The sequence below is a fragment of the Hyphomicrobium sp. genome (assembly GCF_036833075.1).
Classification (GTDB): Bacteria; Pseudomonadota; Alphaproteobacteria; order Rhizobiales; family Hyphomicrobiaceae; genus Hyphomicrobium_C.
In genome coordinates, this window is record NZ_DAITQL010000067.1 from 1 (window position 1) to 22,016 (window position 22,016).

The 22,016-nt window shown below is 61.1% G+C and carries 18 protein-coding genes, 9 pseudogenes and 1 other annotated feature; of the genes and pseudogenes, 20 read left to right on the forward strand and 7 right to left on the reverse strand.

What is annotated here, in order from left to right; genetic code table 11:
- Positions 1-39: 39 nt before the first annotated feature.
- From V7082_RS16445 to V7082_RS16455, 3 genes and pseudogenes are all read right to left on the reverse strand, one after another.
- Positions 40-327 carry a 2,4-dienoyl-CoA reductase gene (locus tag V7082_RS16445; protein WP_334150335.1) on the reverse strand — a complete coding sequence of 96 codons (288 nt, stop codon included), beginning with the start codon at positions 325-327 and terminating at the stop codon, positions 40-42.
- Positions 328-364: 37 nt separating this feature from the next.
- Positions 365-1,276, reverse strand: a pseudogene (locus tag V7082_RS16450) (oxidoreductase).
- A complete protein-coding gene (locus V7082_RS16455) occupies positions 1,194-1,367 on the reverse strand; it encodes an oxidoreductase (protein WP_334150336.1) in 174 nt (57 codons plus the stop codon). Before V7082_RS16455 ends, V7082_RS16450 begins: the two are co-directional and overlap by 83 nt.
- Positions 1,368-1,627: 260 nt before the next feature.
- On the opposite strand from V7082_RS16455, the pseudogene V7082_RS16460 reads away from it, so the two are divergent.
- From V7082_RS16460 to V7082_RS21600, 16 genes and pseudogenes are all read left to right on the forward strand, one after another.
- A pseudogene (locus tag V7082_RS16460) lies at positions 1,628-1,902 on the forward strand (acyl-CoA dehydrogenase family protein); the annotation flags it as partial.
- Positions 1,903-1,960: 58 nt separating this feature from the next.
- Positions 1,961-2,272: an acyl-CoA dehydrogenase family protein gene (locus V7082_RS16465; RefSeq protein WP_334150338.1), complete on the forward strand. Its 312-nt coding sequence runs from the start codon at positions 1,961-1,963 to the stop codon at positions 2,270-2,272.
- A 28-nt stretch (positions 2,273-2,300) separates the two neighbouring features.
- Positions 2,301-3,692 carry a phenylacetate--CoA ligase family protein gene (locus V7082_RS16470; RefSeq protein ID WP_334150339.1) on the forward strand — a complete coding sequence of 464 codons (1,392 nt, stop codon included), beginning with the start codon at positions 2,301-2,303 and terminating at the stop codon, positions 3,690-3,692.
- A complete protein-coding gene (locus tag V7082_RS16475) occupies positions 3,689-5,296 on the forward strand; it encodes an acyl-CoA carboxylase subunit beta (RefSeq protein WP_334150340.1) in 1,608 nt (535 codons plus the stop codon). Before V7082_RS16470 ends, V7082_RS16475 begins: the two co-directional genes overlap by 4 nt.
- A gap of 10 nt (positions 5,297-5,306) precedes the next feature.
- Positions 5,307-7,322: an ATP-binding protein gene (locus tag V7082_RS16480; RefSeq protein ID WP_334150341.1), complete on the forward strand. Its 2,016-nt coding sequence runs from the start codon at positions 5,307-5,309 to the stop codon at positions 7,320-7,322.
- A complete protein-coding gene (locus tag V7082_RS16485; RefSeq protein WP_334150342.1) occupies positions 7,319-8,278 on the forward strand; it encodes a hydroxymethylglutaryl-CoA lyase in 960 nt (319 codons plus the stop codon). Before V7082_RS16480 ends, V7082_RS16485 begins: the two co-directional genes overlap by 4 nt.
- A gap of 12 nt (positions 8,279-8,290) precedes the next feature.
- On the forward strand, positions 8,291-9,205 hold the full coding sequence (locus tag V7082_RS16490; protein ID WP_334150343.1) for an SDR family NAD(P)-dependent oxidoreductase: 915 nt from the start codon (positions 8,291-8,293) through the stop codon (positions 9,203-9,205).
- On the forward strand, positions 9,205-10,008 hold the full coding sequence (locus V7082_RS16495) for a citryl-CoA lyase (protein WP_334150344.1): 804 nt from the start codon (positions 9,205-9,207) through the stop codon (positions 10,006-10,008). Before V7082_RS16490 ends, V7082_RS16495 begins: the two co-directional genes overlap by 1 nt.
- A 3-nt stretch (positions 10,009-10,011) precedes the next feature.
- Positions 10,012-10,299: pseudogene (locus V7082_RS16500) on the forward strand (acyl-CoA dehydrogenase family protein); the annotation flags it as partial.
- 198 nt (positions 10,300-10,497) lie between these two features.
- Positions 10,498-11,197: pseudogene (locus V7082_RS16505) on the forward strand (IS6 family transposase).
- Positions 11,198-11,358: 161 nt separating this feature from the next.
- The gene (locus V7082_RS16510) at positions 11,359-11,820 is read left to right on the forward strand and encodes a tripartite tricarboxylate transporter TctB family protein (RefSeq protein ID WP_334150345.1); all 462 of its coding nucleotides are present in this window, start codon (positions 11,359-11,361) and stop codon (positions 11,818-11,820) included.
- Between the two features lie 12 nt (positions 11,821-11,832).
- Positions 11,833-13,341 carry a tripartite tricarboxylate transporter permease gene (locus V7082_RS16515; RefSeq protein WP_334150346.1) on the forward strand — a complete coding sequence of 503 codons (1,509 nt, stop codon included), beginning with the start codon at positions 11,833-11,835 and terminating at the stop codon, positions 13,339-13,341.
- 344 nt (positions 13,342-13,685) lie between these two features.
- Positions 13,686-14,247: pseudogene (locus tag V7082_RS16520) on the forward strand (transposase); the annotation flags it as partial.
- Between the two features lie 229 nt (positions 14,248-14,476).
- Entirely contained in the window at positions 14,477-14,743 is a 267-nt protein-coding gene (locus V7082_RS21590) for a transposase (RefSeq protein ID WP_442909812.1), read from the forward strand.
- Positions 14,698-14,814, forward strand: a sequence feature (AL1L pseudoknot). (Overlaps the previous gene by 46 nt.)
- Entirely contained in the window at positions 14,740-15,012 is a 273-nt protein-coding gene (locus V7082_RS21595; protein ID WP_442909810.1) for an IS3 family transposase, read from the forward strand. (Overlaps the previous feature by 75 nt.) The genes V7082_RS21590 and V7082_RS21595 overlap by 4 nt, the downstream gene beginning before the upstream one ends.
- A 127-nt stretch (positions 15,013-15,139) precedes the next feature.
- Positions 15,140-15,496, forward strand: a complete 357-nt coding sequence (locus V7082_RS21600; protein WP_442909811.1) for a DDE-type integrase/transposase/recombinase — start codon at positions 15,140-15,142, stop codon at positions 15,494-15,496.
- Positions 15,497-15,705: 209 nt separating this feature from the next.
- Here V7082_RS21600 and V7082_RS16530 read toward each other — a convergent pair.
- A pseudogene (locus V7082_RS16530) lies at positions 15,706-16,465 on the reverse strand (helix-turn-helix domain-containing protein); the annotation flags it as partial.
- A gap of 291 nt (positions 16,466-16,756) precedes the next feature.
- On the opposite strand from V7082_RS16530, the pseudogene tnpB reads away from it, so the two are divergent.
- Positions 16,757-16,927, forward strand: a pseudogene (gene tnpB, locus V7082_RS16535) (IS66 family insertion sequence element accessory protein TnpB); the annotation flags it as partial.
- 114 nt (positions 16,928-17,041) lie between these two features.
- Here the strand turns inward: tnpB and V7082_RS16540 are convergent.
- A pseudogene (locus V7082_RS16540) lies at positions 17,042-17,242 on the reverse strand (AMP-dependent synthetase); the annotation flags it as partial.
- Positions 17,224-17,760 (reverse strand): annotated as a pseudogene (locus V7082_RS16545) (AMP-binding protein); the annotation flags it as partial. The pseudogenes V7082_RS16545 and V7082_RS16540, both read right to left, overlap by 19 nt.
- A 141-nt stretch (positions 17,761-17,901) precedes the next feature.
- On the opposite strand from V7082_RS16545, the gene V7082_RS16550 reads away from it, so the two are divergent.
- The 3 genes from V7082_RS16550 to V7082_RS16560 all read left to right on the forward strand — a co-directional run bounded on the left by V7082_RS16550 (position 17,902) and on the right by V7082_RS16560 (position 21,856).
- Positions 17,902-19,452 carry an acyl-CoA synthetase gene (locus V7082_RS16550; protein ID WP_334150347.1) on the forward strand — a complete coding sequence of 517 codons (1,551 nt, stop codon included), beginning with the start codon at positions 17,902-17,904 and terminating at the stop codon, positions 19,450-19,452.
- A gap of 56 nt (positions 19,453-19,508) precedes the next feature.
- Positions 19,509-20,678 carry an FAS1-like dehydratase domain-containing protein gene (locus V7082_RS16555; RefSeq protein ID WP_334150348.1) on the forward strand — a complete coding sequence of 390 codons (1,170 nt, stop codon included), beginning with the start codon at positions 19,509-19,511 and terminating at the stop codon, positions 20,676-20,678.
- A 231-nt stretch (positions 20,679-20,909) separates the two neighbouring features.
- Positions 20,910-21,856 (forward strand): IS630 family transposase gene (locus V7082_RS16560; protein WP_334150349.1). Its coding sequence is split into 2 segments (ribosomal slippage): positions 20,910-21,249 and positions 21,249-21,856, totalling 948 coding nucleotides; the frame shifts between segments, so codons are not numbered across the junction.
- A 12-nt stretch (positions 21,857-21,868) separates the two neighbouring features.
- Here V7082_RS16560 and V7082_RS16565 read toward each other — a convergent pair.
- Positions 21,869-22,016, reverse strand: a 148-nt coding sequence (locus V7082_RS16565; RefSeq protein ID WP_334150350.1) for an integrase core domain-containing protein, incomplete at its 5' end; no start/stop codon positions are given.

Here is a 22,016-nt window from a genome sequence, read left to right on the forward strand (position 1 = left end):
CAGCATGATGCTCCTCCCTGACAAATCGATCCTGATTCCTCACAAAGACTGGGCGAGGCGCATCCCTTCATCAATCGCTCGCAAGGCATCGTGTTCCACCGCCGTGGCGGCACCGCCGATCCTCAAGGTGCCAACGCCACGGGCCGCAAGCGCCTCGTCCAGCCCACGCTCGGATTCCTGGCCTGTACAGAGAACAACCGTATCGGCGGTGATTGTTCCAGACTCGCCGTTCAAGGTGATGTGGAGCCCCTCATCGGCGATGCGCTCGTAACGGCCCAATCGCTGGGTGGCGCCGTACTTGGCCAACTGACCGGTATAGTAGCGCAAGGTTTCGTCGAACTCGTCCTTGCCCGGGCTACGCGTGTCAGGTTGAGCTACCCGCCCAGGCGGTCCTCGGCCTCGAAAAGCTTGACCGTGTGGCCATGCCCGCAGCGCCGCCACCGACGACAGCCAGGTTTCTGGGCCTGTCCGCGGGCTTGTCTCGAAACTCCGTCTCGCGACCGGCACGGGGATTGACTAAGCAGCTTACCGTAGGGTCGGCGAAGATGAAGTCAAGATAGGCTTGGTTGCAGGCAATGCAGGTATTTATCTCATTCGCTCGACCCTCGCGCACCTTGCGCACGAAATGCGGATCGGCAAAGAATGGTCGGGCTATGGATATCAAGTCGGCATCGCCCGAGGTCAGGATATCCTCGGCGACCTCCGGGGGTATTGATCCGGTTCGAGGCCACCACCGCAATCGACACCGCCGCCTTCACATTCGCCGCCGCCTTCCGCCAGGCGCCACGCGGTACCGGATAGGCGATCGTCGGCACGCGCGCCTCGTGTGCCAGCCGATCCCGGTGTTCAGGATGTCGGCGCCGGAGGCCTCGATCTTGCGGACAAGTGCGGCGATCTCCTCGGCGGGCGCGCCGCCCTCGACGAGATCGGCCGCCGAAATTCGATAGATGATCAGGAACCCCGGCCCGCAGCGGTCGCGCACCGCGTGGACAGTCTCGACAGGGAATCGGTGGCGGTTCTCCACGCTGCCGCCCCAGTCGTCCTGGCGCTTGTTGGTATGGGTCACGGTGAATTCGTTGATCAGATAGCCTTCGGACCCCATTATTTCCACGCCTTCGAAACCGGCGGCCTTCGCGTTGAGCGCTGCACGGGCGAAATCGTCTACTGTGCGCCGAATATCCTGCTGGCTCATCTCACGCGGGGAGAACCTGTTGATCGGCGCCCGGGATCGCCGAGGGAGCCACGCATTCCTCGATCTTGGCATAGCGTCCCGCATGCAGCAGCTGCGCGAAGATCAGGCTGCCTTCGACATGTACCGCATCGCAGATCGGCCGCAGCGCCAGCGCCTCTGCCCCATCATACAACATACAACCGGGCCCCCTCGTAGTCGAGGATGCCTTCGAAATTCGGTGAAAACCCGCCAGCGACGATCACCGCCGCACGATCCCATGCTGACGCGGTTTCGCAGCCTATGTCGTCCCGCGGTGATGGAAGACAACAGATTTGAACAAGCGGAGCTGCCGAGATTTTTATCCATCGTGGTCCCTCCCTTTCCTCTTGCCATATATCCTAACGCCTGTTAGGTTTTTTTGACAAGCGAGATTTCCAGCCTCGAGAGGGGGTACCCATGCAGTTTCAACCGACCAAAAACCAGCAGGCATTCCGCGAGACAGCGCAGCGTTTCGCTCGTGAGAAACTGGCCGCGAACTATCAAAAGCGGGCCACCGAACACGTAATGGACCGCGCACTCCTTAAGGAGATGGGAGCGCTGGGCTCATCGGCGCCGATCTGCCAAAGGAATTCGGCGGGCTGGATGAGTGCGCGGCGACTTCTGGGCTGATCGTGGAAGAGATCGCTTATGCCGACTTCAACGTGAGCTACATCCAGCTTCTGGGGTCGCTGATGGGCGGCATGGTGGCAAAATACGCATCCAAGGACATCGCGCAGGCCTGGGTGCCTCGTGATCGCAGGGGAGGAGGTCATCGGCCTAGGCCTGACCGAACCGCGCGGTGGATCAGACGCGGCCTGGGAATTCGACAACAAGCTTCCCGCTGGCGCCTCGTCGAACATGGCGAAATATGCCGCCGCAGAGGCCGGAATCGAAGCCGTGGACGCCGCCCTTCAGGCGCATGGCGGGTCGGGTTTCACGGAGGATACCGGGCTCTACGAACTTTATCCTTTGGTCCGGCTGCTGCGCACCGCGCCGGTAAATCGTGAACTGTGCCTGAGCTTCATCGGCGAGAAGGTCATGGGTCTGCCGCGATCGTACTGACCGCGCAACTTCGTCTAGGGAGGACATCATGGAGTTCGCAATGCGGTTCCGCCGCGCCGATTCCGCCGCAAAGGTGAATGACCGTTTCTGGCATGAGGTCGAGGGAAAGCCACTCGACCAGGTGCGGAAGATACAGGAACTGAGGCTGATTGAGCAGATGGCCTATTTGAAGGCCAACTCGCCCTTCTACCAGGGCAAGTTCGCCGAGGCCGGCGTAGATTTCGACGAGATTCGCACCATCGACGATTTGCAAAAGCTTCCTTTCACCTACAAGACCGAGATTCGCGAAAGCCTAGCGGCCCAGCCGCCGTTCGGCCGCCATCGTGCCGCGCCGATGCACGACATTATCCAGATGCAGGCCTCGTCGGGCACGACGGGCAGCCCGTCCTACGTGGCGCTGACAGAATCTGATGCCGAGATGTGGCACGAGATGACCGCCCGCTGCTTCTTCGCCAACGGCGTGCGACCCGGCGACATGGTGCTTCACGCCTTCTCGCTCGCCAAGGGGTTTGTGGGCGGCATCCCAGTGATGCAGGGCCTGCAATATATGGGCGCGATCGACGTGCCGGTCGGCGCCGACGGCGGCGCTGACCGGCTTTTGCGCGCCTGCGCCGACACGCGCCCGCGCTGCATCGTCGGCGCGCCCAATTTCGTCGTCCACCTAGCCGAAAGGGCAGAAGAGATACTGGGCATCCCGGCCAATGAGTTGGGTGTTGAGCGCGTTATCGTCGGCGGCGAGCCGGGCGGCGGCATTCCGGCGATCCGTGCCAAGATTGAGAAACTCTGGGGCGCCAAATGCACCGAAATGCTCGGCGGCACCGATCTGGGCGTGACCTACTGGGCCGAGTGCGAGGAGCAGACGGGCATGCACATGGTCAACATGGATTACATCATCACCGAACTCCTTGACCCTGACACCGGTGCGATCATTCCCTGGAAAGACGGGGCTAAGGGCGAGATGATCTATACCGCGATTGGCCGCCGCGCGAGTCCGCTGATGCGGTTCCGGTCGGGCGATTTTATCGAGGTGCTAGGCACGACCTGCTCCTGTGGGCGCACGGGTCCCAAGATCCGCTGCACTGGACGCACCGACGACATGCTGATCGTGCGCGGAGCCAACGTGTTCCCTTCCGCGATCAACAGCATCGTCAACGAGATGATCCCGGAGACCAACGGCGTCATGCGCGTAGTGGCCGATTTCGAGGGCCACACTACGCAGCAGGCGCTGAAGATCATCATCGAACGCGGGCCCGGCCGCAACCCCGACGCCGACGCGGCGCTTAAGAAGAAGATCGAGCAACGACTGCGCGACGCGTTGGTCTTCAAAGCTGATGTGCGCATCGTCAATCCGGATACCTTCGAAAAGCCAGGTGCGGCCAAGGTTGCCTTCACCCTCAGAAAGTATCCCGATCTCCCATGACCAAGCTGAAATCGCTGCTGGACACCGCCTCGGAAGAGTTCCGGGCCAACGAGACCCAATACCGCCAGAAGGTGGACGAGTTGCACGCACTGCGCAGGGTGCAGCGCGTCGGCGGGCCGGAAAGCGCGCGCGCGCGCCATGTGAAAAAGGGCAAGATCCTGCCGCGCGAGCGCGTGGAGCGGCTTATCGACCCCGGCACGCCGTTCCTCGAGCTCGGAGAACTGGCCGGCCTCAACAAGTATGACGGCGTACCCCCTGGTGCCGGCATCGTCACCGGCATTGGAGTGATCGAGGGGCGTCACTGCATGATCATTGCCAACGACGCGACCGTGAAGGGCGGCACCTATTTTGGCATGACCTGCCGAAAACACGTGCGCGCCCAGCGGATTGCCTGGGCCAATCGCTTGCCGGTCGTGACACTGGTCGATTCCGGCGGCGCATTCCTGCCCGATCAGGAAAACATCTTTCCCGACGAAGGGCAGTTCGGCTCCATCTTTCACAATCAGGTCGGGATGTCTGGCGACGGCGTGCCGCAGATCGCCGTGGTGATGGGACCCTGCACCGCCGGCGGCGCCTATATCCCCGCCCTCTGCGACGAGGTGGTCATCGTGCGCGGCCAGGGCTTCATGTATCTGGGCGGGCCAGAGCTGACCTTTGCCGCAACCGGCGAAAAGGTGGACAACGAGACGCTCGGCGGCGGCAAGATGCATTGCTCGGTCTCCGGCGTGACCGACCATCTGGCCGAAGACGACGCCCATGCGCTCGCCATCACGCGTGAGATCGTCAAGCATCTCGGTGAAAAGCCCCTCCCCCGCAAGATCCCCCTGGGGCCCCGGCCACCCGCCTACCCGGTCGAGGAGATCTACGGCATCGTCAGCCGTGACGCGAAGGTTCCCACCGAGAACCGCGAGATCGTCGCGCGGCTGGTGGACGGCAGCGAATTCCACGAATTCAAGCCGCTTTACGGCGATACGCTGATGACCGGCTGGGGCCGCATCCACGGGCATGAGGTGGGGATCCTCGCCAACACCGGCGTACTGTTCGTCGAGGCGGCGCTCAAGGCCACGCATTTCATCAACCTCTGTGTGCAGCGCGACATCCCGCTGCTGTTCCTGGCCGATGTCAACGGCTTCATGGTAGGCCGCGAGGTGGAACAGGCCGGCATCGCCAAGGCCGGGGCCAAGATGATCACGGCCATGTCCTCGGCCCGGGTGCCGAAATTCACCGTGATCACCGGCGGCTCCTACGGAGCGGGCTATCTGGCCATGCTGGGCCGCCCCTTCCAGCCTGACGCGATGTTTGCCTGGCCTACGGGCCGCGCCGCGATCATGGGCCCGGAACAGGCGGCAAGCGTGCTGGCCCAAGTGCGCGCCCAGATCAACGAACGCGAGGGCAAGAGCTGGACGAAGGAGGAGGAAGAAGCCTTCAAGGCACCGATCCGCAAGGAATACGAGGATTTCCAGGGCGCCTACAATTTCGCCTCGAACCTCTGGATCGACAGCGTGATCGAACCGGCGGAGACGCGCGAGGCGATGGCGCTGCTGCTCGACATGACGTCGCGGCGGCCAAAGGTCGAAACCCATTTCGGCGTGTTCCGGATGTAAGGCGGCAGGCATGAAGATCAAAACGCTTCTGATCGCCAATCGCGGCGAAATCGCGTGCCGGATCGCCCGCACGGCGCGGACACTGGGCATCCGGCCTGTCGCCGTGCATTCCGTAGCGGATGCAGACGCGCTGCATGTGCGCGACATCGGCACGTCCATCCTGATCGGCGGCGGGCCTGCGGCAGACAGCTATCTGCGCATCGACGCGGTGATCGCGGCGGCCAAGTCCGCCGGGGCCGACGCCATTCACCCCGGTTACGGTTTCCTCGCCGAGAACCCCGATTTTGCCCGCGCCGTCGAGGCCGCCGGCTTGATCTTCATAGGGCCGACGCCGGAGACGCTGGAACGGTTCGGCGACAAGGCCAGCGCCAAGGCGGCGGCGATCGCAGCGGGTGTGCCGGTGATCGCGGGCGCCGAGGGGGCGCGGTCGGACCCCGAGGAGATCGCCACGGCGGTGCGCGAGATGGGACTGCCCGTTCTGCTGAAGGCGGTCGGAGGCGGCGGCGGGCGCGGACAACGTCTGGTGAAAAGCGAAGATACTCTGGCGGCCGACATCGAAGGCGCGCTGCGAGAGGCGAAGTCGACTTTCGGCTCGGAGGGGCTGCTGCTGGAACGGTTCCTGCCGGAAGCCCGCCATGTCGAAGTGCAGATCGCCGGCGATGGCAAGGGCCATGTCGTGCATCTCTTCGAGCGGGACTGTACGCTGCAGCGCCGCCACCAGAAGGTGATCGAGGAAGCACCCGCCTGGGGCCTGCCTCGCGATCTTCTGGACGAGATCGCCCGTGACGCGGTGCGGCTGGGCCAAACTGTAAACTATCGCGGGCTGGGCACGGTCGAATTTCTGGTGGCGGACGGGGAGTATTTCTTCCTTGAGGTGAACCCGCGCATCCAGGTGGAACATCCCGTGACCGAGGCGATCATCGGGCGTGATCTGGTGGCCCTGCATTTGCGCATCGCCGAGGGCGCCGGGCTGGGTCTGACACAGGACGATCTGAAGATCGACGGCCACGCAGTTGAGGCGCGGCTCTACGCCGAAGACCCGGCGATGCAATTCGCCCCCTCCACCGGGCGGATCACCACACTAAGCCTGCCTGACGGCCTGCGGATCGACAGCGGTGTCGAGGAAGGCGACGCAGTCACGCCATTTTACGATCCGATGATCGCCAAGCTGATCGTTCACGGGCCCGACCGGGAGACGGCGCTGGCGCGGCTTGCCCACGCGCTCGACCGTGTCGCGGTCGACGGCGTGCAGACCAACCGCGCCTTCCTCGCCGCGCTGGCCCGGAACCCCGAATTCGGCCAGATGAAAGTCCACACCCGCTGGATTGACGGGCGGCTGGACGATCTGATCGCGCCGCCGGACGTGCCGGACGCCCGGCTGTGGAAGGCGATGGCAGCCGTGCTCTTCGTCACCCTCGGGCGGCGCGACGGGGCCGCCGAGCCTTGGTCGAACCGCGACGTCTTCACCGGCTGGCGGCTGGGCCTCGGCGGCGATCGGATGGAGACCGGCCAGCGCGTGATACTGACGGACGGGTCGGGACGCGAGGACGAGCTGTGCATCGGCCCAGTCCGTTCCGGCGACACCTACACGGTCTACGGCAATGACGGTACCACCCTCACTTTCTCCTGCCGTGAGATCGCGCCGGGGCGGTGGCGGGTGGCGCAGGGCGAGACGGTATACGTGGCAACGGCGCGCCATCACGCCGGGGTGATCGAGATCGACGCCACGCCGGCCCGACTTGTCTTCCACCCCGCCCCGCCGCTGGCCTTTGCCGGGGCCGACGCGGCCGCGGACCGGGCGGTGCTTGCGCCGCTGACCGGCATGATCGTCGACGTCAGAGTGGCCGAGGGCGACGCGGTGTCCGAAGGCCAAGTCCTGGCGGTCATGGAATCGATGAAACTGGAAATTTCCATCAAGGCGGCAGCGTCCGGGATCGCCACCAACATCGCTGTCTCCAACGGCATGATGGTCGATCGCGGACAGACAATCGCCGAGATCATCGAACCCGAAAAGGAACAGGCATGAGTGATTTTCCGAAGTTCGTGGAGTTCCGCGAAGAAGGTCCGCGCGAGGGCTTCCAGATCGAAAAGAGGGTCTATCCGATCGAACAGCGAATCGAACTGATCGACATGCTCAGCGACACGGGGCTCAAGCGCATTCAGGTTGGCAGTTTCGTAAGCCCCAGATACGTGCCCCAGATGGCCGATACGGGCGAGCTTTTCAAGCGCATCAAGAGGGTTGCGGGCGTGAACTACACCGCGCTCTGGCTGAACGAGCAAGGCTTTCGCAAGGCGCTAACGGCGCATAAGGTCGATATCGACCCGCGGCTATTGTTCTACCCTTCCGAAGCCTTTGCGCAGTCGAACAACAACTGCTCTTCGACGGAGATGCGAGAGAAACAGCGCGCCTGGGTTCGGCTTTACAAGGAAGAAGGCTATACCGTCGATGCGGCCTATGTGATGACCGCCTTCGGCTGCAATCTCGAAGGTCCGATCCCGCAGGAGCGGGTACTGGATGATTTCCGGTTTATCCTGCAGCTCTGCGAGGAAGAGCAGATCCCGATCCCGATTCTCGTAATGGCGGATACAATGGGCTGGGGCAACCCCGAGGCGGTGAAGCGGATGATCGGCGCCCTGCGGGAGCTGGCGCCCGGGGCGCGGATCGGGATGCACATTCACGACACGCGCGGCTTGGGCATCGCCAATGTCTATGCGGCGCTATCGATGGGCGTGGACATGTTCGAAAGCTCCGTGGCGGGGCTTGGAGGCTGCCCCTTCGCAGGCCACGGCCATGCGCGGGCGGCGGGCAACGTCTGCACCGAGGATGCAGTGTTTCTGTGTCACGAGCTGGGGATCGAGACCGGCATCGACCTCGAGAAGCTGACCGCGGCCGCCGCGAAGGCCGAAGAGATCATCGGCGCGCCTCTGATGGGCCGGGTTATGCATTCCGGCGGCCTCGACGCATACCGGAAGGCAAGCTGAGGGAGAACGGTGATGGGCAAGGTACTGGAGGGAAAGGTGGTGTTGATCACCGGCGCGGGCGGCGGGATCGGCCGCGACATCGCGCTGATGGCCGCAGCGGAAGGGGCTGCGGTCGTGGTCAACGATCTGGGCGCGACACTGAAGGGACTTGGACAGACTGTCACCGCTGCGCAAACCGTCGTGGAGGAGATCAAGGCTGCGGGTGGTAACGCCATCGCCGATGGCGGCAGCGTGACCGAGCCGGACGCTGCCCGGGCCATGGTCGAGGCTGCCGTGAAGGAATTCGGCCGCATCGACGCGGTGGTGAACAATGCCGGCATCCTGCGCGACGGCTACTTTCACAAGATGAGCTATGAAGATTTTGACGCGGTGGTGAAGGTCCACCTTTACGGGGCCTTCAACACCTCGCGCGCCGCGGCCGACTACTTCCGCGAACAGGAAGGCGGTGCCCTGGTGCACATGACCTCGACCTCCGGCCTGATCGGCAACTACGCGCAGGCGAACTATGCCGCCGCCAAGCTAGGCATGGCGGCGTTCTCGAAATCGGTCGCGTTGGACCTCAAGCGGTGGAACATTAGGTCGAACTGTATAGCGCCCTTTGCCTGGAGCCGGATGATCTCGTCGATCAAGACCGATACACCCGAACAGGAAGCCAGGGTCGAGAAAATAAAGAAGATGACGCCCGCGAAAGTCGCGCCCATGGCTTGCTACCTGATGAGCGACAGGGCCGCAGAGGTCTCCGGCCAGATCTTTGCCGTGCGGATGAACGAAATCTTTCTCATGAGCCAGCCGCGCCCTGTGCGCTCGGTTCATTCCGGCGACGGCTGGACGGCGGACGCCATCGCCGAGCGCGCCATTCCCGCGCTCAAGTCGCATTTCACGCCACTCGAAGTTTCGGCGGACGTCTTCTCGTGGGATCCGGTCTGATGGGTAAACGAAAAGAAAAGATTAGTTCCAAGATCGGCTGGAGCACCCCCGATAGGATCTGCGTACGTGGGCTCGACCTGGTCGACGAAATCCTGGGACATATGAACCTGGGTGATCTGGCGTTCCTGCAACTCACCGGCCGCAAGCCCACGCCCGAGGAAGGCCGGGTATTCAACGCCATTGTCGTCACGCTGGTGGAACATGGCATCACGCCTTCGGCGCTCGCGGCGCGCATGACCTATATGGGCGCGCCAGAATCGCTTCAGTCAGCAGTGGCTGCGGGTCTCTGCGGGCTCGGCACCGTCTTTGTCGGTTCGATGGAAGGCGCGTCAAAGATGCTTTACGAAGCACTGCCGCAGGACAAGATCGGCGCCGGCGCCGATCTGGATGCCATTGCCCTCGAAACGGTCGAAAAATTCCGCGAGCGCTGTGCCATCGTGCCCGGTCTGGGCCATCCGGTGCACAAGCCCGTCGACCCCCGCGCGCCTCGCCTGTTCGAGATTGTGGCCGCGAACGGAAAATCGGGAGAATATGTCGAACTGATCCAGAAGATTCAGGAGGTCGCCGAAGAGAAATCCGGCAAGATGCTTCCAATCAATGCGACAGGCGCGATCGGCGCAATCTGCTGCGAATTCGGGTTTCCCTGGAAGATCGTGCGCGGCTTCGGCGTGATGGCGCGCGCCATCGGGCTTGTGGGCCACATCCTTGAGGAAAGCGAGAACCCGATTTCCTACGAAATATGGCAGCGCGCCGAAGAAGAGATCCTGGAGACCAGCGGCCCCGACGCGCACAAGGCGATGTAACGGATGCAGACCTCCGCCCCCAACACCCATGACGATCTGCGCGACGCGTTGCGGGCACTCTGCGCGCAGTTCCCGCCCGAATATCACCGCCAGCATGGTACGGATGAGACCTACCCCGAAGAGTTCGTTGAGGCGCTGACCCGCGAGGGCTGGCTTGCCGCGATGATCCCCGAGGAATATGGTGGCTCGCGGCTGGGGCTGACCGAAGCCTCGATCATCATGGAAGAGATCAACCGCTCGGGCGGCAATGCGGGCCATTGCCACGGCCAGATGTATAATATGGGCACGCTCCTTCGGCATGGGTCCGAGGCGCAGAAGAAACGATACCTGCCCGGCATTGCCAGCGGCGAATTGCGTTCGCAGTCCATGGCCGTGACCGAGCCCACCACCGGCACCGACACGACCAAGCTCAAGACCAGGCTCGGTTGCAAACTTTTCGCTTACGGCCGGCGTGTCATAGGTGGCCGGCATTTTGCCGGAGAGTTGTTCATGTTCAAGGGCCGCCATTTTGACCAGTCAGTAATCCTGCTGTGCGTCGGCTGGTATCTGGCCTACGCCCTGAGCCTACGCGACCTGAATGAAATGATGGCGGAGCGCGGCATCGGCGTCGACCATTCGACGATCCATCGCTGGGTCGTTCACTTCGCGCCCCGGCTGCTGGAGCGCTTCAATCGGCGCACGCGTGCCGTGACTAGAAAATGGCATGTCGACGAGACCTACATCAAGGTTCGCGGAAAGTGGATGTATCTTTATCGCGCGCTCGACAGCGCAGGCGACACCGTCGAGTTCTGGTTCAGCGAACACCGGGACCTGCCGGCGGCCAAGCGGTTTTTCCGTAAAGCGCTTGAAAGCCATGGCCGGCCCGAGCGGGTCGTCTTGACGGCAGCCAGACCAACCGCGAGGCGATTGTCTCCTGCGATGCCGAGAACCGACTGCGCCATCGCTTCCAGCGCGCTCCGAAGCGGATTCGCATCCGCCGAGCCGATACCTCAACAACCGCGTCGAGCAGGATCATCGGCGTATCAAGCGCCAGGTGCGGCCGATGCTCGGTTTCAAGTCATTCGCAAGCGCGACTGCTATCCTGGCTGGAGTCGAGATGATCCACATGATGCGCAAACGGCAGGCGAGATACGCCTACAATCCAAATCCGTCGATTGCTGAACAGTTTGAAATCATCGCTGCGGCGTGAAGCTCTGGCCGTCCCGCAGTTTCCGTGCCGCGACGAAAATTTGCAACGGAACCGGGTTAGGTCACTGGATCGAAAACGTACCGATACGAAGGCCTCGGTGCGCCGTCAGCTTTCTGTCGGCATGAGCTTTATCAGCAAAAGAAGGCCCAATGGGAGGTATTGTGCAAACGAATACGAAGGACCTTAGCGCGGGGCTTTTCTTCATCGCCGTCGGCGTTTTGTACGGTTCGCTCGCTTGGTTCGGCCTGCCAATCGGTCGGGCTCTGGACATGGGGCCGGGCTACTTCCCAGTTGTCCTGTCGGGAATGCTGGTGGTGCTGGGCATTGTGATTGTCGGGCGTAGCTTCCTCGATACGCAGGACCGGCTGCCATTCGGCGTCGTTCCATGGCGCGGTGTTGTTTTTCTGTCGCTGGCCACCATCACCTTTGCTGCCTTTGTTGAAGAAATCGGACTGCTTCCAGACGTATTCGCCGCTACCTTCGTAGCGACGCTCGCTAATCCCAAGGTAAAGCTCGTCAAGTCCGTCCTAAGTAGTCTGTGCATCGCTCTGTTCTGCACCGCCGTCTTCGCCTACGGCATCCGCCTGCCGATCCCGGTGGTCGGCGAATGGTTAAGCTGGTAGGGAAGCACGGATATGGATCTGATTGACAATCTGGGCCTCGGCTTCTCCGTCGCCCTGCACCCCTGGAACCTCCTGTACTGCTTCACTGGCGTGCTCTTGGGCACCGTGGTGGGCGTGCTCCCTGGGCTCGGTCCGCTGGCAACCGTCGCCATGCTCCTGCCGCTGACCTTCGGTCTCGACCCGGTTGCTTCGCTGATCATGTTAGCCGGTATCTATTACGGCTCGCAATATGGCGGCTCGACCACAGCCATCCTGGTGAACCTTCCGGGTGAATCCGCCGCCGCCGTCACGACTATTGACGGGTACCAGATGGCTCTACGGGGTCGGGCGGGACCTGCGCTTGCCGCGGCAGCGCTCGGCTCCTTCTTCGCCGGCACGGTGGCCACTGTGCTAATTGCTGTCGTGGCACGCCCACTGACCGCACTGGCGTTGAGCTTCGGATCTGCGGAGTATTTCTCGCTGATGGTGGTGGGTCTGATCTCGTCGATCGCGCTCGCCTCCGGCTCCGTCATCAAGGCCATCGCCATGATCTGCCTGGGACTGTTGCTCGGCCTCACCGGCACTGACATCTACACCGGCGCTGCCCGCTTCACCTTTGGCTACACCCAACTGCTGGACGGCCTCAACTTCGTGGCTATCGCGGTCGGCATCTATGGCATCGGCGAGATCCTGCGCAATCTGGAAGGCGGCGAGGCGACAAGACAGGTGATCGCCAAAGTCACCAATCCGTGGCCCTCACGCGATGACCTGAGGCGCATCGTGGCGCCGATCATCCGGGGCACCGCCGTCGGCTCATTGCTCGGCGTGCTGCCGGGGGGTGGGGCGCTGCTGTCGTCCTTTGTGGCCTATAATGTGGAGAAGTCGTCGTCGCGCAACTCGGCTGAGTTTGGTAAGGGGGCGATCGAGGGGGTGGCGGCGCCGGAAGCCGCCAACAACGCCGGCGCCCAGACCTCCTTTATCCCCATGCTGGCGCTGGGCATACCCTCCAACGTGCTGATGGCGCTGATGATCGGCGCCATGATCATGCAGGGTATCGTGCCCGGACCAAATGTCGTAATTTCCAATCCCGACCTGTTCTGGGGCCTTATCGCTTCGATGTGGATCGGCAACGCCATGCTGGTTATTCTCAACCTGCCGCTGATCGGGCTGTGGGTGTCGCTGCTGCGTATCCCTTACACGATCCTGTTTCCGGCCATCATCGCGTTCTGCTGCATCGGGGTGTACTCGATCAACAACAGCGCTTTCGCGGTCTATCTGGTGACCATCGCGGGACTGGTGGGCTACATACTGATCAAGCTCGAATGTGAGCCGGCCCCTTTCATCCTGGGCTTCATCCTCGGCCCCATGCTGGAGGAGCATCTGCGCCGCGCCATGCTGATCTCGGGCGGCGATCTTTCGATCTTCGTAACACGCCCAATCAGTGCCGGACTGCTAGCAGTCGCCGTAATCGCACTCATAGTCGTCAGCCGTCCTAGCGTTGCAAAGCGACGCAAGAAGATTTTCGTCGAAGACGAAGGTTGATTGATAGATTGGTGTCCGGGATCAGCGCCAGGAGTGTCTGGTTCAACGAAACCTTTCAAATGGCGACGATCAAAAAAGAAAAGTTGCGTCACGGGGGCAGCTGCTGTCGCTGGACTCGCGAAATCATTCGCGTCGACCGGCCGGCTGCTCTCTTTTGACGCTTGGAACTTGGCTCGAAGACGCGGCGCAGTGCGGGCGCTGCCGTCAAGGAGGCTGATCTCATAAACTGCGCTTCGTCGCAAGCAGGGGATAAGATAACATACATTATGTGTGAACTGGCCCCCATTTCGACCGGACAGTCGGCCTAGCGCGTGAGGCTGTAGGCTATCCTCAAGCACAGGCTTATGGCTGACGACTATCGACGGATCGAACTGATCACCGGCGAGGCACGCCGCCGACACTGGACGACCGAGCAGAAGCTGCAGATCATCGAAGAGAGTTTTCTTCCGGGTGAGACGGTGGTCGTCTGTCGCCCGGCGACCTGGCGTGGCTCCGAATCTCCTTTATCGTTGGCGTCGTTTGTTGACGGAAGGCGGAGCGGCAGCGGTGGGATCGGACGAGCCTGTTGTCGGGAGTTCCGAAGTGCGACGGCTTGAAGAGCGCGTCCGCAATCTCGAGCGACTGCTCGGCCGCAAGACGATGGAAGTGGAGATCCTTAAGGAGGCTCTGGCCCGGTCGGAGTCAAAAAAAGCCGAGCTTGCGGCTTTTGTCGCAGCCGAGGGACGGTTCGCGATGAAGGCCGTTGCCGAGACAATCGGGGTGGCCCGCTCCCATCTCCGTGACAAGGTGCATCGCCTGTCGAAGCCGCGCGGGCCGTATCGCAAACCCCAGGACGACGCCCTGGTGCAACGTTCGCCGCCTGATCGACGAACGTTTGACCTATGCTATCGACGCATCACGGCGCTCGCGGCGGTCAGCGCGCCCTGCGCTATCAGCCTGCGCTAAGTGAAGAGCTGATTGCCGGCGATCCCGTGCTGGCGGGCCACCGGCGAAACGGTATTGCCAGGTACATACGTCTCCTTGAACCGCCCCGGGTTGATCGGAGGCTCCAACTCCTGAGAAGTTGGAGCCATGACAAGCAAAACGACCAACAAGTTCTCTCCCGAGGTTCCGCACCCGCGCGGTTCGGCTGGTTCTGGATCACGAAGGCGAGCATGCCTCGCGGTGGGCTTCGGTGTCGTCGATCGCCGCCAAGATCGGCTGCACGGCGCAAACGCTGCATGAGTGGGTGAAGAAGGCCGAGCGCGACAGCGACGCGCGAGCCTGTGTGCCCACGGATGTGGCGACGAAGCTCAAGGCTCTGGAACGCGAGGACCGCGAGCTTCGGCAGGCTAACGAAATCCTGCGCAAGGCGAGCGCGTATTTTGCCCAGGCGGAGCTCGACCGCCGGTTCAGGCCATGATCGGGTTCATCGACGATCATCGCCAAGCGCACGGGATCGAGCCGATCTGCAAGGTGTTGCCTATCGCCCCGTCGACCTACCGCGACCATGTCGCCAAGCGCATCGATCCCTCCCGGCTGTCGGCGCGGGCGAAGCGCGATGAGGCTTTGAAAGATGAGGTCCGACGCGTGTTCGAGGCGAACTTCCGCGTCTACGGCGTTCGCAAGGTTTGGCGGCAGTTGCAGCGCGAGGGCTTCGACGTCGCCAGATGCACGGTGGCGTGTGTCTGATTAAGGCCTTGGGCCTTGAAGGCATCATCCGCGGCAAACCTATCCGCACCACGGTGAGCGACATGGCCGCACCTTGCCCTCTAGATCACGTCAATCGCCAGTTCCACGCCTCGGCGCCGAACATGCTGTGTGGGTTTCCGACTTCACCTATGTCGCGACCTGGACGGGCTTCGTCTATGTTGCCTTCGTCATCGACACCTACGCGCGAAGGATCGTCGGCTGGCGGGTGAGCCGGACGGCGCATGCCCAGCTTCGTACTCGATGCTCTCGAACAGGCGCTGCACAAACGACGGCCTGCCCATCGGGCCGGCCTCGTGCATCATTCGGACAGAGGTTCTCAAGGCTTGAATCCGCCCAATACGTCAGCATTCGATACACTGAGCGCCTAGCGGAGGCCGGAGTCGAGCCCTCGGTCGGCAGCGTTGGCGACAGCTACGACAATGCTCTCGCCGAAACCATCACGGCCTCTACAAAGCAGAGGTGATCCACCGACGTGGACGTGGCGCTCATTCGAGGCCGTCGAGTTCGCGACGCGCGAATGGGTCGACTGGTTCAATAATCGCCGGCTGCTGGAGCCCATCGGCAACATCCCGCCCGCCGAAGCCGAAGAGCGCTACTACGCCATGCTGGAAGAACCAGCCATGGCCCGCGTGACTCAAACGAAACGGCCTCCGGTAAACCCGGGCCGGTTCAGTGCAACATCCTGACGCTGTCGCAGCCTGATGCTGTGAGCGCCATAGTCAGCGTGTCGGTGACGTCCCCGGCCTTCATCGTGGGGCACAGCTTCCGGAGATGATGTAGCGCGAGAAGTCGTCGAGCACGGTCGACAGGTAGAACCACCCCAGCCGATGACCTTCAGATACGTGAAGTCGGTCTGCCAGGGCTGGTTCGGCGCTGTCGTCTTGTCGTGGAACTCGTCGGCGGCCTTGATGACGATGAAGGCGGGGCTGGTGATCAGATCGTGCGCCTTGAGGAGGCGACAAACCGAGGATTCCGAGACGAAGTAGCCCTTCGTGTCGGTGAAGGTGACGGCCAGTTCGCGTGGCGACAGCTCCGGCTCATTCAAAGCCAGTTCGACGATCTGGTCGCGCCTTTCCGCAGGAATGCGGTTCCAGACCCGGTTCGGCCGGGGCCCGCGATCCTCCAGCGCATCGACGCGCCGGCAAGGAAGCGATCATACCAGCGATTGAAGGTCGAGCGCGGAATACCGAGCTTCTGCAGCTTGCGCCGCGCCGACAGGTGCGAGTTCTCCACCAGACGGATGATCTCGAGCTTCTCGGATGCGGGATATCTCATTCGTCGTCGCCCCATCCGCGATCATGCTTTTTTTAAGAATCCACAATTCCAGCGCCTGTTCGGCGACGACCTCCTTGAGATCGCGCGCCTCCTTGCGCAGCACCTTCACCTCGTCGCTGGTGGCGGCACGGGCGGTATCGCCGGCCAGTCGCCCCGCCCGAGAACGTGATAGAGTCCATCCGTCCCACGCATCGCGAAGTCGCCATGCACCCAAAGACCGGCAAGCGTACTCCAGTAGCTTTCGATATAGCGCGCATTGCCATGGTGCGTTGGTCCATGCCTCGCCGCCCGAGGCGGTCATACGCAGGCTCGACAGATCGTGGCGCTCGACGCGTTCCGACGACACTATCAAAATCTCCGGCAAGCGCACCGGCCCGTCAGAACTCGTAGGCATTCTGATCGGGACCGAAAAATTTCCGAGGCAGCCCTATTCGGCATCCCGCATCCAGTGAAGGGGTCGGCAATCGTCTGCGCCTGCAATGGGCCGCGGTCTTTCTGCTTCAAGGGCAAACGCGGCGATCTTTTGAAGGTCAATTGGCACGACGGCCAGGGCGCATGCTTGTTTACAAGGCGACTCGAGAGAGGAAGTTTCATCTGGCCTTCGGTTGCCGGTGAAGCAGTGACGATCTCTCCAGCGCAGTTGAGCTATCTGTTGTCCGGGATCGATTGGCGCGTCCTGCGTTCCGTAGCGCATCAAACTACGGACTATGGTGGGCGATACCCCGAGACAGCTTACGCGATGATCCTGGATCAGTCGCCAGAATCGTCCAGTGTCCGGGAAATCTGGCGTGCCTTCGGCGATGAGGAGGCTCGCGCCGGCGAAACTGGGAATACATACGCACATCGCGCCGACAATCCAACCCAGGTCACTGAGGAAGAAAAACCTGTCCGACGATTTGAAATCGGCACAGATGATCATGTCGCGCGTGACCATTGAGCCGACGAAGCCGATATGGGTTCAAACGCAACCTTTGGCCCGCCAGTGGTGCCCGAAGTATAAAGCAGAATCGCGGGGTCTTCCGCATTCATTTCGACGGTTTCAATCGAGCCTTGCTTGCCCGGAACGACATCGTGCCACCAGTGATCGCGGCCCTCCAGCATCGGGGTCTCGACTTTAAGGCCGTCGCAGCCGACAACGATTACAAGCCGCACCGTGGGTGAGGATTTCAGCGCCACGTCGAGGAGCGATTTGAGCGGTAACGGCGCGCCGCGCCGCCATGTTCCGCTCGCGGTTATAACAGCCTTGGCGCCGCTATAGTGAGCCGAGTCTGCATGGGGCGCCGGACCGAAGCCTGAAAACAGCGGGATCAGGCTCGCGCCCAATTTCAGCACCGCGAAAAACGCCGCAAATATTTCGGGCAGTTTTGGCATATAGAGAGCGACTACATCACCCTTGCCGATGCCGAGATCACGCAATCCCTGGGCAAGCCGCCCGACGTCGCCGTCTAATTCGCGATAGGTAAGCGCCCGCTGTTCGTGCTTATCTTCACCCTCCCAGACTAGAAACGTCTTATGTTAAGGCTGGGCTATTGACACTTTGTGACGGCTTGTCCAGAAAAAAAACAGCGGACAGTTGATAGGGCAGGAGAGCACGTGCCAAAGTTAACCGATCTCACAACGTACGCAGACGCCCAACGGTACTTCTCATTAGAGAAGGTATGGGAGCTGTTCGACGGAAACCGTGAGCATCTCAATATCGCACATGAATGTATCGATCGGCATGCAACAGACGACCGGGTAGCTATGCGCATTGCCCATGCGGATGGTAGTGACACGGATCTAACGTTTCGTACTATCTCGCGGGAGTCGTCACGTTTTGCTCATTATCTTGCAGGCCAAGGCATCAAGGCTGGTGATGTCGTGGCTATCATGCTGGAGCCATCGCTGCCGTTCTATGCAGGGCTGTTCGGTGCATTAAAACTTGGTGCCACCGTGGTGTCGCTTTTCACTCTCTTTGGGCCAGATGGGCTGCGGTTACGCGTGGAAGACTGTAAGCCGAAGCTATTGCTTACAAATGTCGAAAAGGCTCCGATGGCGAAAGGAATCGACGATCTCGCCGTGGCGGTGGCCGATGATGAATTCCTGGAAGGCCTCAAAGTCTACCCTGATAGTTTTAAAGTAGCCGCCACGCGTGGCGATGATCTGGCGGTGCTTCAATATACTTCCGGTACAAGTCGCCAATTGCCAGATGCGGTGCGGCACACTCATCGTTCGATTGTGATGGTAATGGTCTCATCGCTCTATGGTCTGGGATTGCGTCCTGGAGATAAGTTTTTCTGCCCTTCGTCGCCTGCATGGGGGCATGGCCTTTGGCAAGGAACGTTGGCCCCTCTTGCCCTTGGCATCACCACCGGCACCTATTCAGGCAGGTTCAAGGCAGAGCGCCTGCTGCAAGCCCTGCAAGATTATTATATCACGAACCTCTCTGCCGCAGCAACCCACTACCGTATGATAAAAAACTCGGGTGTCTCTGCGAATTATCGCTACACAATCAAAAAACTGTCTTTCGCTGGCGAGCCAATCGACGCTGAAACGCTGGTCTATACAGAAAAACTGTTTAAAACGCCGGTCTGTGGTGTATATGGCACGACAGAGATTGGCGGAGTTATGGCCAACTATCCCGGTGCGGAGGATTTTGTTGTAAAACCCGGTTCGCTCGGCAAACCCATCCCCGGCCTGCGAATTGAAGTTCATGGCCCCAACGGCGCGCCTTGCCTTCCTGGCGAGGTCGGAGAACTTGTGATATGGCGTAAAAATGCGTGGTTTCCAACTAAGGATCTCGCTCGCGTCGACGAGAACGATAATTTCTATTTCGCCGGTCGTGCGGACGATGTCATAATCTCTGCCGGTTGGACAATGAGCGCGGTCGAAATTGAGAATACCATGCTCAAACATCCCGATGTTCTGGAAGCTGCTGCTATTGGCGTGCCAGACGATCTGCGCGGGCTGGCGGTCAAGGCTTTCGTGGTGAGCGATCGCCCTGGCGACGACAATTTCACTAGAGAAATTCAGGATCTCGTTCGAGGGCTTCTGAGCCAGCATGAATACCCAAGGATCATTGATTTCGTCGATGAGCTTCCAAAGACGCCTTCGGGAAAAATTCTCAGAAAGGCGCTGCGTGACCGTGAGCACGAGGCGCGTTAGTCGGCTATATTTAGTTTTCACTACAGACGGCAATTGGCAGCTTAACAGGAGAAATGATGACTGCGATGACTACACAGACAACTAGCGCCGAGTCTGACGGCAATGTGTTCCCAAAAATTACACAGGAGGGGCTTGACAAGCTTAAGAAGCGTATTGGCGTTAAGCTGACCGACCTGGCGGAGCCATGGAACTATGAGGCGTCTCGTGATGCTATTCGCCACTACGCTGAGGGCATGGGAGACGATAATCCGCTGTGGTGTGATCCGGAGTATGCGGCTGGTACTCAGTACGGTGGAATCATTGCGCCGCCATCCTTCTTATTTAGCACCAGCAGCCGACCTGTATTTTGTTATGGTGGTGGTCTTCCCGGTGTCCATGCTATGTGGTCCGGAGCCGCATGGACTTGGCACAAAGTGGTACGCCGCAACGACACGATCTCCATCGAGGCCTGGTTGAAGGATTTGATCGAACACGAGACTCGCTTTGCAGGACGTTCTATTCAGCAGATCTATCACATTAATTTTTTTAACCAAGAAGGTGACTTGGTTGCCGAAGTTGATGATTGGGCCTTTCGCACGGAGCGGGACCAAGCCCGGGACAAAGGGGTCAAGTATCAAGATTTAAAGGAGCGTGCGCCGAAGCGTTATACGGACAAAGAGTTGGCGGAACTCTATGAACTTTACGAAAGTGAGGAAGTGCGGGGAAGCAACCCGCGATATTGGGATGATGTTTCAGAAGGCGAAGATCTGCCTGTCATGTTCAAGGGACCGATGACGGTAACTGGCTTCATAGCTTTTGTTCAGGGCTGGGGCGGTCTATACGTCCGCGCAAATAAGCTCGCGTGGAAGCAAAATATGAACCATCCTGGAGTTGCTATTAAGAACCGCTTTGGCATTCCCGACTGTCCGGAGCGGGTTCATTGGGAGGAAGAGTTTGCGCTGAGGGTGGGTGCCCCCGGCGCATATGATTACGGCCCGGAACGGTGCTCTTGGTTGACGCACCAGTTGACCAATTGGATGGGGGACGATGGATTTCTGCGTCGTGCAACCTGCAAGCTGCGCCGCCACAATGCGGAGGGGGATCTGCTCTTTATTAGAGGAAAGGTAGTGCGCAAGTTCATTGACGATGGCCACCACGTTGTGGAGATCGAGCAAGAGGCGCTCAATCAGAATGATGAGGTCTCAGTCGTCGGCACTGGCCTTGTGAGGTTGCCAAAGCGAAAGTAAGTCGAAAGTCCTATTCGTCCGCGACAAGAGATAACCTCACTGGCAACTGCCGCATCATGCGAACGCCGCCTCGGCATCGAACTCTGGCTCCCAGTTCTCGACTGGCCTGCCCCCATAAGGTGGTCCGGTTTCAGTCTTAGAGCGGTTTCCACACGATCTGACTCGTTGGGGATTCCCTTTTCGGCGGCGTTGTGATTCAGACTTCCTGCTGGTGGCAGGAGGCCAGCATGGATGGCACGAACGCTTTCACAGGATCTTCGGGACAGGGTCGTTGCGGCGATTGATGGCGGCCTGAGCTGCCACGCGGCGGCGGCGCGCTTTGGGGTCAGCGTGTCGAGCGCGATCCGCTGGCGGCGAAGAGCGCTTGAGCATGGCCGGGCCGTTGCCAAGCCGCGCGGCGGTGACCGGCATTCAGGCAAGATCGAAGCGCACGGCGGCTTCATTCGGGAGCTGATCGCCGAGCAGGGCGACATCACCTTGGTCGAGGTCCAGGCACGGCTGATCGAGCGCGGCGCTCCGGTGGGGATCGGCACTGTGCATCGCTTCTTCGCCCGGCACGGGATCACGCGTAAAAAAAGACCGGGCACGCGATCGAGCAGGACCGCCCCGACGTCCTGAGGCAGCGCCAGCGCTGGTTCGATCACCAGCTCGATCTCGATCCCGAGCGCCTCGTTTTCATCGACGAGACGTGGACCGCCACCAACATGACCCGCAGCCATGGCCGGTGCCTGAGAGGCGAGCGGCTGCGCATGGGCTTCCCGCACGGCCACCGCAAGACCACCACCCTGGTGGCAGGCCTGCGCATGACCGGCATGGTCGCGCCGATGGTGCTGGACGGACCGATCAACGGCGACTGGTTCGAAGCCTATGTCACCAAGGTGCTGATACCCGAGCTTCGGCCCGGTGACATCGTCGTCATGGACAATCTCTCCAGCCACAAAAGGGCCGCGGTGAAGGAGAGGATCGAAGCGGTCGGCGCAACCCTGCGCTTCCTTCCGCCCTACAGCCCGGACTTCAACCCGATCGAGAAGGCCTTCTCACGGCTCAAGGCCATGCTGCGAAAGGCGGAAGAGCGCACCGTTCGCAGCCTCTGGGACCTGATCGGAAGGCTTGTCGACATCTTCCAGCCCGCCGAGTGCGCCAATTACTTCAAATCTTGCGGATATGAGCCGGAATGAATGGAAACCGCTCTAATGCATGATGGGCTTTTCGGCCATCGCCTGGGCAGATGGCGGTGTCGAGCCGCGCGGCGGCGCAGGCCAGATGATGGCCTCCGGTGCCGGCGGTTTATAGCCGAGCGATGAGTGCGGCCGCTCGGTGTTGTAGTAGCGCCGCCAT